Here is a 13673-nt window from a genome sequence, read left to right on the forward strand (position 1 = left end):
AGACTTTTTATACTTTTATCGTGCTAAAACCAAAAATAAATAAAAATGATAGTAATTGCAGACGGCGGATCGACCAAAACAAATTGGTGTCTGATTAACGAGGCCGGCAGAAAAATTTACTTTAACACTGAAGGTTACAATCCATATTTTTCCAAAGAAGAGTACATTGTAAAGTCTTTGAATGAGACTCTTCCAGACCACTTGGAAAGAGAGAAACTAACAGCAGTTTATTACTACGGTGCCGGCTGTTCTACACCAGCAAATGTAAAAATTGTGGCTGATGCCATGAAACAGGTTTTTACCAATGCAAGCATTTTTGTAGGTCATGATTTACTTGCCTCTTGCAGGGCACTTCTTGGAAACGAGCCAGGATTTGCTGCTATTTTAGGTACAGGTACAAACTCATGCCTATATGATGGAAACGAAATTACCATGAATATCGATTCGCTGGGTTATTTCTTAGGTGATGAAGGTAGCGGTTCGTACATTGGTAAACGCATTTTAAGCGATTACATGAAAGGTTACATGCCAAAAGGTTTACGTGAAGCTTTTTACGATAACTACGCATTAACCAACGAAGACATTTTCGACAACATTTACAACAAGCCATTGCCAAACCGTTTTTGCGCAAGCTTTAGTAAATTCTTATACGATTTTAAAGATAACTACGAAGATTATGCTTTCAGCACGATTGATTATGCATTTACTGCATTCTTCGAAGCTTTGGTTATCCACTATCCAAACTACAAAGACCACAAATTAAACTGTGTAGGTTCTGTAGGTTATAGTTTCCGCGATATTTTAAGTATTGTAGCCGATCGTTACGAAATGGGCGTGGGTAAAATTATCCGCTCACCTATAGATGATTTGGTACATTACCACTTAGAGTTAGCACCGAAAGCTTAGTTTGGAGTTTTCAGTTTGGAGTTGCCAGTACTGAAACATAAAGAACAAAAAACCCGGATTTGAAATTCAAATCCGGGTTTTCTTTTTTATCAGTATTTAAGCTTTGGTCCCTCAGATCAATGCGCTAAGCTCTTCGCTTTAAGCTTTAGCCTTTCTGCTTTAGTCTTTCTGCACCAGTCTTTCGCTAGAACGAAATCTCCTTACCAAAAAGCTTGGCATATTTTCTTTTATCGAAACGGTACAAGGTAGCTGCGCGGTAAGATACGCCTTTTTGTTTCTCATCAAGCTCTTTCAACACACCGAAACTTACTATCTTCTTCCTGAAATTCCGTTTATCCAGTTTTTTGCCCAATACCAATTCGTACACATGCTGTAGCTGGGTAAGCGTAAATTTCTCTGGCAAAAGTTCGAAAGCAATGGGCTGGTGTTTAATCCGGCGTTTAATTTTCTCTAAACCCTTATCATATATCTTTTGGTGATCGAAAGCCAGTTTAGGCAGATCGGTAATAGGCAACCAATTGGCGCGTTTTGCATAAGTACTGATAGGACGCAATTCTTTATCGCCACCCAACCTGATCAGTGCATAATAAGCCAACGTAATTACCCTACCCTGCGGGTGCCTGTAAGGATCGCCAAAAGCATAGTACTGCTCCATGTAAATGCCGCGCAAACCAGTAAGTTCGTACAAAATCCGAGAGGCAGACTGATCTAAACTCTCGTCTGGACCAACAATGTTACCGGGCAAAGCCCACCAATCTTTAAACGGTTCTTCATTCCTTTCAATTAGCAGGATTTTTAATTCCTTACCATCAAATCCAAACAAAACGCAATCTATCGAGAATACAGAATCTAAATGAGGTAAAATTTGTTCCAAAGTAAAAATTAATTATTTTAAGCAGATAAAGGTATGACTTTCAATATTAAGTAAAAAAAATAAAAAAAATTACTTAGTGTAAAAATTACACACTATATTCGTATATTATAAGATGGAGCCAAATATTAAAAATATAGCCGTATTAACTTCTGGTGGCGATGCCCCCGGAATGAATGCTGCGATCAGAGCTGTTGTTCGTACCGGAATTTACCATGGCATAAATATGTATGGTGTAATGCAGGGGTACCAGGGTTTAATTACCGACAACATAAAACCAATGGATGCCCGTTCGGTGAGTAATATACTACACCTGGGCGGAACCATATTGAAAACTGCACGCTGTTTAGAATTTAAAACAGACGAAGGTCAGCAGATTGCCTACAACAATTTAAAGAAAAACGACATCGATGCCCTGGTGGTGATTGGTGGCGACGGAACTTTTACCGGTGCCAAACGTTTTTCGGAAAATTTTGGCGTTAAAGTAATCGGTATTCCGGGTACAATTGATAACGACCTGGTTGGATCGGATTTTACACTGGGTTACGATACGGCAATTAATACCGTAATTGAAGCGATAGATAAAATAAGGGATACTGCCGATGCGCACGACCGTTTATTCTTTATAGAAGTAATGGGCCGCGATTCTGGTTGTATTGCCTTAAGAAGTTCGATTGCAAGTGGTGCCGAAGCGGTATTACTGCCCGAAAAGGAAACCAGCGTTAACGAACTGATTGATAAGCTTGCTTTAGGTGCAGCAACCAAAAAATCATCAAGTATTGTAATTGTTGCCGAAGGGCACAAGCAAGGTGGTGCTTACGATATTGCGAAAAAAGTAAAAGAAACTTTTGACCACTACGACACCAAAGTTACCATACTTGGGCACCTGCAACGCGGAGGTAGTCCAAGCAGTTTTGACCGTATTTTAGGCAGCAGGTTAGGTTTTGCCGCAGTAAATGCGTTAATTGCAGGCCAAACTGAACAAATGGTAGGCTTAAAAGGAAACGAAATTAAATTAACCAGCATTAAGGAGGCTTTATCGGCACATTCCTTCAAACTTGAACCCGATTTATTGGAAATGACCGAAGTACTTTCTATATAATATGATAGCGGTTGTTTACAGTGGATCGAAAACTGCATTTTGGAAGATTACCCAAAATGGACAGGTTGTAGCACATTGCAATACTACAGGCTTAAACCCCTGCTTTGTTGATCCGAAAACGATTTTACAGATCCTCAATAAAAAGGTTGCCCTGGTTAACAATGCAGAGAACATAAAGAAAATTTATTTCTTTGCCGCAGGTGCATCATCGGCTGATAGAAAAGAAGAACTGGCCAAAACCCTTTCTTCATTTTTTAAATACAGCAAAGTTGTGGTCGAAAATGATTTGTTCGGCGCAGCCAAAGCTGCCTGTTATGATAAACCAGGCATTGTAGGCATGCTGGGCAGTGGCGCACATTGTGCTTACTTTGATGGAAAAAAGCCCCTTAACAATAACTTTGGATTGGGTTATATATTAGGTGATGAAGGCTCTTCAAATTACTTTGGAAAAATGATTCTCAAAGAATTTTTAAGTCACAAACTACCTAAGGATATTGAAACCAAATTCTTATTAACACACAATCTGGACCGCCCTCAAATTTTAGAACGCATTTACAATAAGCCGCAGGCCAATATTTTCTTAACTTCGTTTTTCGATTTCGTTACCCAAAACAGCAAACACGAATACATCCGTAAGCTGATTGATGAGGGATTTGAAAAATATTTTGAAACGTATATTTTACCAACAGTTGAGAAGTACCCTAACAAAGAGCTGCATATTGTAGGCAAAGTAGCTGCCGAACTCGAAGACCGCTTAAGGCTGGTAGCAGGCAAATACAACCTGGAGATTAAAAGCATTATTAAAGAACCAATACAGAATTTATTAAAACATTACATTAATTAACAAAAACAATGAGCAAAATTGGAATAAACGGCTTTGGCCGTATTGGCCGACTGGTTTTCAGAGCCGCATTAAAAAGAGGATTAGATATTGTAGCCATTAACGACTTAATTGATCCGGATTACATGGCTTACATGTTAAAATATGATACAACACACGGTAAATTTGATGGCACGATTGAAGTTGTTGACGGTAACCTTGTAGTTAACGGCAAAACTATCCGTGTTACTTCAGAAAGAAACCCTGCTGATTTGAAATGGGATGCTGTAGGTGTTGAAGTGGTAATCGAATCAACTGGTTTATTCTTAACCCGCGTTGATGCTGAGAAACACATCGCTGCTGGTGCTAAAAAAGTAGTTTTCTCTGCTCCTGCTAAAGATAGTGACATCCCTACTTACGTAATGGGTGTTAACCACGATAAATTAACTGCAGATCAAACTATCGTTTCTAACGCATCATGTACTACTAACTGTTTAGCGCCAATTGCTAAAGTATTAAACGATAACTTCGGTATTGTTGAAGGTTTAATGAGCACAATCCACGCGGTAACTGCAACTCAAAAAACTGTTGATAGCCCATCAGCTAAAGACTGGAGAGGTGGCCGTGGTGGTTTCTCTAACATCATCCCTTCATCAACCGGTGCTGCTAAAGCTGTAGGTATGGTACTTCCTGAATTAAAAGGAAAATTAACGGGTATGTCTTTCCGTGTTCCTGTTGCTGACGTTTCTGTAGTAGATTTAACTGCACGTTTAGAAAAACCAGCTACTTACGAGCAAATTAAAGCTGCAATGAAAGCTGCTTCTGAAGGCGATTTAAAAGGTGTACTAGGTTATACTGAGGATGAAGTTGTTTCTTCTGACTTTATTGGTGATGACCACGCTTCTATTTTCGACGCAAAAGCTGGTATCTCTTTGAACGATAATTTCGTAAAAGTGGTATCTTGGTACGATAACGAGTGGGGATATTCTTCAGCATTAGCTAAATTCGTAGAATATTACGCTAGTTTATAATAAAAAATAGCGCTTAGCGCATTACTATACTACTAAAAAGGTAGCATTATTAATTTAATGCTACCTTTTTGTTTTAAACAGCATTTTCACCTGTAAATTTTATTTTAAAATCAGCCAAAAACTCGTATTTATTTAACTTTAAAACCAAAAATTCACTTAACACTATCAAAAAATCAAAAAATTACCACAAAATATCAGCAAAATCTATTTTTTAGCAAAAACTAAACAAACGTTTGACTAAATCGTACTATAAATTGACAATATTTAACAATTAGTTAACAAATTTTTGCTTTATCTTTGTGGTACGATCATTTTAAATCCTAAAAGCTTATAGAAAAGGAACAGGAAATAAAAAATGACAAAAAAAATACTTAAAATTTTCTTAGTGTATTTTTTACACTATCAAATTTTTTACTATATTTGTATCATAATAAACGGAACGATGTTTGTTATCAATAGAAAAAGATAAATCACTTTCTGGATAAACCCAGGTTTAGAAAGAAAGTTAAAGACAAAGCCTGGCTCATAACAGGTTTATATTTGGTTAGAAAAAAGAGATACGTCTGGATGGAGTATCTCTTTTCTTTTATACGAGGTTTTTATTCATCACCCGCAGACACATCAGAATACGTCTTTATTAAGGAAATAAGATAAGCACGCTAATTGCACAGTATACATTACAAATGTATATCTCTTCCATCTGCGTTACAAACGCGGACGACTAGCTAAACAATCAACATTGTTCCAAGCTTATAATTATAGATTATTTTTTAAATGATATATGCTCTGAACTTATAATTATAGGTTATTTTTTAAACGATATATGCTCCGAGCTTATAATTATAAGTTATTTCCTAAAAAACACATGCTCCATCGCCCTACATTACAAATGCACACCTATTCCGTCCGCATAACAAACGCTAACGTATGAATACATATATTAGAATAAATTATTTAAACCACCACATGAGACTTCTATTGTATTGCTTATTATTAGTGCTTACTCAAAAAGCTTATTCGCAAACCAATATTTACACCTTCAACACCCATAAATTCTTTACCGAAGCGGAAATAAGAAGTACCTTTAATAAAATTTCAAAAGGCTTACCTGCAGACCTTGACATCACTCCAACTGTTTATCATAAAATTACCAAAAAAGATACCGTGATCAATTATCTGCGGTTTGATGCACACAAAACAACAGAAAAATCGGCCTTTGCACTCTTGTACAAACAAGATTCGACCTTCTTACTGTTAGACAAAAAAATCCCGCCCTTTGTATTAAAAGATTTAGATGGAAAAGTTTTTACATCAACTCAGTTTTTAGGCAAACCAACTCTTATTAACTTTTGGGCTATTTACTGCGGACCATGCATTGCAGAGATGCCGGCACTAAGCAAACTAAAGGAGAAGTACGGAAGTGAAATGAATTTCATATCCATTACTGAAAACGATGCCACACGTGATGCCCTAAAACAATTTGTAAAAAACAAAGAGTTTAATTTTTTGGTGTTAGCAAATGGCCAGGAATACCAAAAAAACTTAAAAATAACAGCTTTACCCAGAAACCTGTTTATTGATAAAAATGGCATTTTACGCTACATAGAAGGCAACTTCCCTCTAGAAGGTAATGAAAAAGAGCAATCAGCAGAATCAAACTCTTTCATAAAAATTATCAACTCACTTATTAACGAAGCAAAATAAGATAAGCGGAACCTGTGACTGCACGGTATGCATTAGAAATGTACATCTCTTCCACCCGCGTTACAAACGAGGACGATAACTAACTAAACCACCTCAATCCCCAAATGCCTGTAAGCATCTAAAGCAGTATTTTCAGGCTCAGTTTCGGTAATAATTACATCTACATCGGTAACCGGACATACGTAATAAGGCTCAACGGTATCGATCTTTTCGAGGGCCGAAAGCGCAATGGTTTTCTGTGCCTGGTTAATCATGGTATTGTTCAGCTGTGCATCTTCATATATGATAGACGTAATACCCATACTATGGTGTAAACTGCAAATACCGAGCATACAAATATCAGCACGTATTTTCCTGAAGGTATCGATGGTTTCCTGTCCCATGGTTGTAAATGCAGTTTTATGCAATTTTCCACCGGCAAATATTACTTCGGTACAGGGGTGGTCTTCTAAAATATTGGCCACCGGAAAACTATTGGTAATAATAGTAATTTTTAAATCTTTTGGTAAAGCGGCTGCCAGCGCTACAACCGAGGTTCCGCCATCAAAGAAAACTACCTGACCATCTTTTAAAAACCGTAAGGCTTTGGCAGCAATGATTTGCTTATGCTGCTGATTGTACTTTTCCCTTTCCCTATAATGCTGTGGAATAGGCGAACGGGCAATTGCCCCTCCCCGTACGGCCCTGAGCAATCCTTGCGTATCGAGTTCTTTAATGTCGCGCCTTACCGTATCTTCTGATACTTTGAGCAAATTACTCAGCTGATCCAGGCGTACTTTATTGTCTTTTTCCAGTGTATCGATAATGATCTGTAGGCGTTCTTCTTTTACCATATTAATGCAATATACTGCAAATATAAAATTTTAAACGGAAACAAATTTGCAACATATTGCAATATTTAATATTTTTGTTGCAAAATATAGCAAGCTATGAAAAGAACAATAGGCATTGATATGGATGGCGTACTCGCCGATATAGAAGACCACATATTACAATCGTATGCTGCCCAGACCGGTATCATACTCACCCGCGACGACATAAAAGGTAAATCGGAAGAAGAACTTTTTCCTGACCGCGAGTTGGCAATGAAAATCTGCAATAAAGCAGGCTTTTTCAGAAACCTGCCTTTAATGGAGGGAGCTGTAGAAACCGTAAAAAAACTAATGGAAGATTATGAAGTATATATAGTTTCGGCTGCAATGGAATTCCCCTTATCCTTGTTTGAAAAACGCGAATGGCTCGCCGAACACTTCCCTTTTATTGGCTGGAGAAACATTATCTTTTGTGGCGATAAAAGCATTATCGACACCGATTATTTAATTGATGATCACTGTAAAAACCTCGATTTCTGCAAAGGAAAGCCCTTAATGTTTACTGCCTTCCACAATGTGGAGAAAAAGCACCACCAAAGGGTAAACCACTGGAATGAAATACCAGCATTATTAAAGAAACTGGAAGAAGAGCAGTTAGAAAGCCTTGCAATTGCCTAAACCGCTAAACCACAAAAAAAGGATGTAACCACTGGCTACATCCCCTATCTAAATTAACGCTCTCAACTTATGAAGTTGATATAAGGCTCTCACCCCTTATGCCTACAATATTACGGCAGAAAGATTAAGATTTCATGAAGAAATATTTTTTTCTTTGATAATTCTCAAAAGAAATGAAGTAAGTCACCAAGGTGTTTTGATTTTATTTAAATGTTTCACTTATCCGAATTATTGCGAAATCAATATCATTTGATCAATGCAATTTTCTGCAAGATTTGGTATAATGAACTTATCAAGTCCTAATCACCGCCACAGCCACCGCAGCTACCACAAGAATTACCACACGATGAGCCGCATGCACTACTGCATCCTCCATCGCCGTTGCCCCAGTTCTTGCGCTCATTATAGTTCATTATCGTAAAAAAAGAAGCATTTAAAGCTGCTGTTCCATATAGAAAGTAGTTCCATTGCCAATCGCTATCCGCTTTCTGCTTATACTGTGCATGGTTACCATACCAGTTGGGAATGGTTTCTTTACACAACATTAAGGATAGCTTACGCAGGTAAAACACGGCAAAGAAAAACAAAGCTGCCGTTACAATAAGCAGCTGGATAACGGGCTTATCCCGCTCAACACCCGTAATTATCCTGATTAGTGGCAGCATAAGTAAAAAAGCAAAAACGATAAAGCTGTTCGCAAATAATTTTGCAAATGTTTTAGATTGGTAGAAGTGATATTGAAAAGCAGTTAAACTTTTGCTAATATTCCTGAATATGGGTTTTGCCGCTAGTAGCCGCAGTAGTTTTGGATAATAGATCCGGCCCGAATCTTGCAAAATACTCACTACCTGGGCCTGCTCGGCAGATTGAACATCAACGGTACCGGAAACCGAAATCATTTGTTCGGTAATCTTAATTGTTCCATTGTTAATCAGCTCATTTACCGGTCCTCCGATCACATCAGAAAGCCGTTGTGTTTTAAGGTAAACTAACTCTAAAGGTTTGAGATGATATACAAATGAATCGTGATGGAAAGAACGCAGCACAGTATTCATGCTGTTTTTATTGTGTAAGTTGAGTATTACATAGGCCGCCAGTACTATAGCAGCGAAACCTAAAATAAAATATGGATTATCGATATGCAGATAAAGTGGCTTAAGCAAATAGTAAAACGGAACGATGAGCATACAGAAGATCAGTACACCGAACAGGATCAAAAATCGTGGTTTAACATTTGCCGGCCTGAGCTTTAAACCAGCCAGCATATTACCGTAAGCCCAGATACTTTCGGGTTGTTCGCCAAAATGTTCAGCGTATTGTTCTTTTGTTCGTTCTTCAGCCTTTTTAAACTGAACTAATTGAGCCTTATCATGTGTAGAAGGTACATGTTGAATATCCTTACCCAGTAATTGGCAAAAATCATGATAAGATTTCGAAAAGATAAGGTGCTGATGCCACACGACATCAACAATAGCCGATGGCGAAACCATTACATCTGCAACCGCAGCCAGATACATAAACTTTTTATACTCGAGAATTGCACTTTCTGTAAAGGCCTTTGTCCACCGGTTTTCGTTGGCAAGCCTAACCGAAAAGGGATAATCTCCCTGTAACTGATCGAAATCAAACTGCAGTATGCTGTTCCAAAGTACGTTATTCATAGCTATCCTAATTTCAGCTGACAGTTATCTGATTACAATATCTCCTTATAAATATAGTACTATTTACGAAACAACAACTAAACAAGCCGGTGATTATTGTTTACTGTTTGCAATGGAGATGCGGGATTGGTACAAACAAAATAAGCCTCCCTTAAAAGAGAGGCTTACGAGTGTAATCTAAATCGTCCCGTTGATTTAATTTTTACTTACCCAAATATAGCCAGTATCCCTACAGATACAACACTAAATTTTATCTTGTACAGCAATTTGTAAAATGTGTATAGTGCTATGTAAACATAAGGTTCCAAAATCGAAAAAATGGTATAATGCTTATTGCGAAATGGAAAGAAACTACCGGTTAAAAATCTAAACCAGCTCTTTAACCAATCTGCTGCGTATGCGGCTTAAGGTTTCTAAACGCATGCCCAGGTAACTGGCTACGCAACGCAGGGGAACTTTAGTAATTTCGAAAGCATTCAATTCAAGAAATTTCTCATAACGTCTTTCGGCTGAGGGAATACGTGCCAATATTGCACGCTGGGATGCAGCATAATACTGAAGGGCCAGAATTTTTCTACCTATAATATTGGTTTCTATATAACTTTCATAAAGTTTGTTGATGAAAGCATTCGACATGGCTACTACTTCTGTTTTTTCAAGAGCCTGCAGGTATTCGATAGAGGGTTGCTGCATTTCATCAGGATGCTGGATGGCACCTACAAATTCGCTACCTAAACTCACCCAGGTAGTAATTTCTTTGCCTTCATCTTTAATAAAACCTCTAACCAGCCCCGAGGCTACAAAAAAAACATAATCATTATTATCAATTGGGGATAGGATATATTTATTCTTTTTGATCAAAATTGGTTCTGCATGCTTTTTTATCTCCTGAATAAACCCCGCTGTTACGGGATTTAAATTACTGAGATAATTCAACATGGTATTTACCAAAAATACTTTACGTGTTTCGAGCATATATTAAAGGGAATAGACTTTAGACCTCTAATTATAGCGAATTAAACTAAATGACAAAAATAAAGTGGATTGGAGCGTCAAATTTGCTGACTAAAATCAACAACTAACCTCTAATTTTACTTTTCGAGCACAATTTCGGGGATATTTGCAGGGGTTGATGTTAAACTCAGTCAACTGTAAAGATGTGGCCTGGAGTGCTTAAAATCGTTTAACGAAGTCAAAATATTAGAACATGATTTGTACATTTGTAACCAGCAATGAAAATATTAGTCTACTTTTTAAGCTTAAGCATCCTCTTCATCTCTTGCATTACCTGCGAAGATGTACCGGAGTTTGCCGGCGATAATCAGCAGAACATCTCCATTGTGAAAGCAGACAAAACCGAAAGCAGCACCCATAAAGACGACTGCTCACCCATGTGTACCTGTAACTGTTGCGGGCAACCAACGCTGAGCCATCTTGCTTTTTCTGATTTTGTTTTTTTAAAGCGCGAAACAACTGTAAAACAAAAAATCCGCTACAGCAACCGCTTCATTTCTACTTACATCCAAAATATCTGGCAACCGCCTAAATTGAATAAAACAGCAATCGGCTAACCGATAAGCAGCGATTGTAAACCTTACAATCTATTTATTCAATAATCCATCAAAAAAACACATGCAAAAAATAATAATATTGCTATGCGCTATGCTGTGCATAACTAATGCCTACGCGCAGGATAATTTTAAAATAACCGTTAAAGACAAAGAAAATGCTTCGCCACTACAGGGCGTTACAATCCTTGTAAAAGGAAGTGGCATTATAGCCAAAACAGCCGAAAACGGAACGGCCAGCTTAAGCAACATCCCTGATGGCAAACAAACTTTAATCATCAGAAATGTAGGCTACGACGAGCAATTGATTACCTTAAATTTTCCGTTAAAACAAACAACCCCGCTCGAAATCTTTTTAGTAGCATCCGAAGACGAACTGGAAGAAGTAATTGTGTCGTCAACAAGAACCAGTCGCAGCATTCAAAATACCCCTACCCGGGTCGAAACCATCGAACTGGAAGAAATTGATGAAAAAAGCAATATGCGACCCGCCAATGTTTCGATGATCTTACACGAAAGTACGGGTATTTCCGTACAGCAAACCTCTGCCACAAGCGCCAATGCCAGTATCAGAATTCAAGGACTTGATGGTCGCTATACTCAATTGCTGAAAGATGGTTACGCCAGTTTCGGCAATTTTGCCAGGGGATTGAGTATTCTGGAAATCCCGCCTCTAGATTTAAGTCAGGTAGAGATTATTAAAGGTCCCTCTTCTACCTTATATGGGGCAGGTGCAATTGCCGGGGTGGTGAATTTTATTTCGAGAACGCCAAAAGAAAAGGCCGAATTTAACTTTATTGTTAACCAATCGAATGTGGGTCAAACCAATATTGGTGGTTTTGGTATGCAGCGCAATAAAAAATTCGGTTATAGCCTTTTGGCACTGGCTAATTTTCAAAAAGCCTACGATGTAGATGATGATGATTTTACTGAACTGCCTAAAACAAAAGATTTCACCATTCACCCTAAAGTCTTTTTCTACCCAAATGAGCGCGCAACGTTGGTTATCGGCAATGCTTTTACCAAAAGCGACCGTACTGGCGGCGATATATATGTGGTTAACAATAACACCGATGCCAGTCACCGTTATTTTGAAACCAACAACAGTATCCGTAATACTTCAACACTCGATTTTAGCTACAAAACCAGCGAAAAAGACCTGTTAAAGCTTAAAACAAGTTTCAATTACTTTAAACGTGGTATTGCGATCCCTGATTACCGTTTTGACGGCATTAACTATAACGCCTATACCGATATCAGCTATTTGAAGAATATCAAAAACCAGAGTTTAATTTTTGGGGCTAACTTAGTATACGACGACTTTAAAGAACAGAACCAGGCTGTAAGTCTTGCCAAAAACTTCACAACCAAAACGGCGGGTGTTTACGCACAGCAAACCTGGGATATTACCCAAAAGTTTAAGCTGGAAAGTGGTATGCGGATCGATTTTGTAAATTACTTTAATGCGAATTACAATAAAAGCGAGGCTTTTGCACTACCAAGAATCTCTGCATTGTATAAGTTTAACGATAAATGGAGCTCGCGCATTGGCGGTGGATTGGGTTATAAAACGCCCACCTTGTTTACCGAACAAACAGAAACTTTCCAATACCAAAACCTGCTTCCTTTAAACCAGGTAAAAGCCGAGCAAAGCTATGGAGGTACTGCAGATGTTAATTATAAAACCAACATAGGCGACGATTGGATGATTAGCCTTAACCAGATGTTTTTTTATACCCGGATTAACAATTCGACTATTTTACTGCAGGATGGATCCGGAAATTTTCACTTCGAAAACACTAGCCTACCCGTACAGAGTAAAGGTTTTGAAACCAATGCCAAAATAATTTTCAAGGAATATTTTAAGCTTTTTGCTGGTTATACTTTTACCTCTGCGAAGGCAAATTATCTCCCGGTTATACAAACCATTAGGTTATTACCTAAAAACAAGCTAAACCTGGCCTTGCTTTACGAAAAGGAAAGAAACTTTAAAATGGGATTGGAAGGCTATTTTACTGACAGACAATACTTGTACAACAATCAGCAAACCAGCGCTTTTTGGGAATTTGGCTTTATGGCTGAAAAGGTTTTTGGCAAGATTTCGGTTTTTGTTAATGCAGAGAACTTTACCGATACCAGGCAGAGCAAATATAAAAGTGTAGTGAACGGATCGCACCTTAACCCTACTTTCGACGACATCTGGACGCATACAGAGGGCAGAACTTTTAATGCCGGCATAAAGTTAAAACTCTAAAAATGAAATAATAAAAAATAATACTTGCAGGTGCACAAGATTATCGTACCTTTGCAGCCGCTCTGGATGCTTCCACTCCAGAGTTTAAGAAAGCCTTTCAGCAATGAGAGGCTTTTCTTATTTAAAGGTATTTAAATAAGTTTTGGCGTAATATAAAAACTTATATCACGCCAAAACTATGTTTTTATATATGGTTTTGGCGCAATATAAAAAACTATATTACGCCAAAACTATGTTTTGTAGTTCAATTTTGGTGTAATATAGAT

The 13673-nt window shown here is 37.8% G+C and carries 12 protein-coding genes; 8 read left to right on the forward strand and 4 right to left on the reverse strand.

Annotation, left to right across the window (positions count from 1 at the left end; translation table 11 throughout):
* The first annotated feature begins 45 nt into the window (after window positions 1-45).
* Window positions 46-906, forward strand: coding sequence for a BadF/BadG/BcrA/BcrD ATPase family protein (locus HWV58_RS00605; RefSeq protein ID WP_175632204.1), 861 nt, complete (start codon window positions 46-48; stop codon window positions 904-906).
* Window positions 907-1090: 184 nt separating this feature from the next.
* Here HWV58_RS00605 and HWV58_RS00610 read toward each other — a convergent pair whose 3' ends face one another.
* Window positions 1091-1780 carry an NUDIX hydrolase gene (locus HWV58_RS00610; RefSeq protein ID WP_052266252.1) on the reverse strand — a complete coding sequence of 230 codons (690 nt, stop codon included), beginning with the start codon at window positions 1778-1780 and terminating at the stop codon, window positions 1091-1093.
* A 112-nt stretch (window positions 1781-1892) separates the two neighbouring features.
* On the opposite strand from HWV58_RS00610, the gene pfkA reads away from it, so the two are divergent.
* The 4 genes from pfkA (at window position 1893) to HWV58_RS00630 (ending at window position 6434) form a co-directional block, all read left to right on the forward strand.
* Window positions 1893-2879, forward strand: coding sequence for a 6-phosphofructokinase (gene pfkA, locus HWV58_RS00615; protein ID WP_175632205.1), 987 nt, complete (start codon window positions 1893-1895; stop codon window positions 2877-2879).
* A gap of 1 nt (window position 2880) precedes the next feature.
* Window positions 2881-3723, forward strand: coding sequence for a hypothetical protein (locus tag HWV58_RS00620; protein WP_175632206.1), 843 nt, complete (start codon window positions 2881-2883; stop codon window positions 3721-3723).
* 8 nt (window positions 3724-3731) lie between these two features.
* On the forward strand, window positions 3732-4730 hold the full coding sequence (gap, locus tag HWV58_RS00625; RefSeq protein ID WP_175632207.1) for a type I glyceraldehyde-3-phosphate dehydrogenase: 999 nt from the start codon (window positions 3732-3734) through the stop codon (window positions 4728-4730).
* A 966-nt stretch (window positions 4731-5696) separates the two neighbouring features.
* Complete coding sequence (locus tag HWV58_RS00630) at window positions 5697-6434, forward strand: TlpA disulfide reductase family protein (RefSeq protein ID WP_175632208.1); 738 nt, start codon at window positions 5697-5699, stop codon at window positions 6432-6434.
* 83 nt (window positions 6435-6517) lie between these two features.
* Here the strand turns inward: HWV58_RS00630 and HWV58_RS00635 are convergent, their stop codons facing one another.
* Window positions 6518-7267, reverse strand: coding sequence for a DeoR/GlpR family DNA-binding transcription regulator (locus HWV58_RS00635; protein WP_175632209.1), 750 nt, complete (start codon window positions 7265-7267; stop codon window positions 6518-6520).
* Between the two features lie 96 nt (window positions 7268-7363).
* Between HWV58_RS00635 and HWV58_RS00640 the strand changes: the two genes are divergently transcribed.
* Window positions 7364-7924 carry a 5' nucleotidase, NT5C type gene (locus HWV58_RS00640; RefSeq protein WP_175632210.1) on the forward strand — a complete coding sequence of 187 codons (561 nt, stop codon included), beginning with the start codon at window positions 7364-7366 and terminating at the stop codon, window positions 7922-7924.
* 299 nt (window positions 7925-8223) lie between these two features.
* Here HWV58_RS00640 and HWV58_RS00645 read toward each other — a convergent pair whose 3' ends face one another.
* Together HWV58_RS00645 and HWV58_RS00650 are read right to left on the reverse strand one after the other, a co-directional pair.
* Window positions 8224-9585 (reverse strand): glycine-rich domain-containing protein, encoded by a 1362-nt coding sequence (locus HWV58_RS00645; protein ID WP_175632211.1) that lies wholly within the window; start codon window positions 9583-9585, stop codon window positions 8224-8226.
* Between the two features lie 366 nt (window positions 9586-9951).
* A complete protein-coding gene (locus HWV58_RS00650; protein WP_175632212.1) occupies window positions 9952-10560 on the reverse strand; it encodes a Crp/Fnr family transcriptional regulator in 609 nt (202 codons plus the stop codon).
* Window positions 10561-10817: 257 nt separating this feature from the next.
* On the opposite strand from HWV58_RS00650, the gene HWV58_RS00655 reads away from it, so the two are divergent.
* Window positions 10818-11156: a DUF6660 family protein gene (locus tag HWV58_RS00655; RefSeq protein ID WP_175632213.1), complete on the forward strand. Its 339-nt coding sequence runs from the start codon at window positions 10818-10820 to the stop codon at window positions 11154-11156.
* Window positions 11157-11217: 61 nt separating this feature from the next.
* Window positions 11218-13407 carry a TonB-dependent receptor gene (locus HWV58_RS00660; protein ID WP_175632214.1) on the forward strand — a complete coding sequence of 730 codons (2190 nt, stop codon included), beginning with the start codon at window positions 11218-11220 and terminating at the stop codon, window positions 13405-13407.
* Window positions 13408-13673 lie beyond the last annotated feature (266 nt).

It is taken from the genome of Pedobacter ghigonis (genome assembly GCF_903166585.1).
GTDB classification, from domain to species: Bacteria; Bacteroidota; Bacteroidia; order Sphingobacteriales; family Sphingobacteriaceae; genus Pedobacter; species Pedobacter ghigonis.

Coding starts and splice junctions, on each gene's coding strand:
- HWV58_RS00605 (WP_175632204.1), top strand. CDS start 46: ATGATAGTAATTGCAGACGGCGGATCGACCAAAACAAATTGGTGTCTG.
- pfkA (WP_175632205.1), top strand. CDS start 1,893: ATGGAGCCAAATATTAAAAATATAGCCGTATTAACTTCTGGTGGCGAT.
- HWV58_RS00620 (WP_175632206.1), top strand. CDS start 2,881: ATGATAGCGGTTGTTTACAGTGGATCGAAAACTGCATTTTGGAAGATT.
- gap (WP_175632207.1), top strand. CDS start 3,732: ATGAGCAAAATTGGAATAAACGGCTTTGGCCGTATTGGCCGACTGGTT.
- HWV58_RS00630 (WP_175632208.1), top strand. CDS start 5,697: ATGAGACTTCTATTGTATTGCTTATTATTAGTGCTTACTCAAAAAGCT.
- HWV58_RS00635 (WP_175632209.1), bottom strand. CDS start 7,267: ATGGTAAAAGAAGAACGCCTACAGATCATTATCGATACACTGGAAAAA.
- HWV58_RS00640 (WP_175632210.1), top strand. CDS start 7,364: ATGAAAAGAACAATAGGCATTGATATGGATGGCGTACTCGCCGATATA.
- HWV58_RS00645 (WP_175632211.1), bottom strand. CDS start 9,585: ATGAATAACGTACTTTGGAACAGCATACTGCAGTTTGATTTCGATCAG.
- HWV58_RS00650 (WP_175632212.1), bottom strand. CDS start 10,560: ATGCTCGAAACACGTAAAGTATTTTTGGTAAATACCATGTTGAATTAT.
- HWV58_RS00655 (WP_175632213.1), top strand. CDS start 10,818: ATGAAAATATTAGTCTACTTTTTAAGCTTAAGCATCCTCTTCATCTCT.
- HWV58_RS00660 (WP_175632214.1), top strand. CDS start 11,218: ATGCAAAAAATAATAATATTGCTATGCGCTATGCTGTGCATAACTAAT.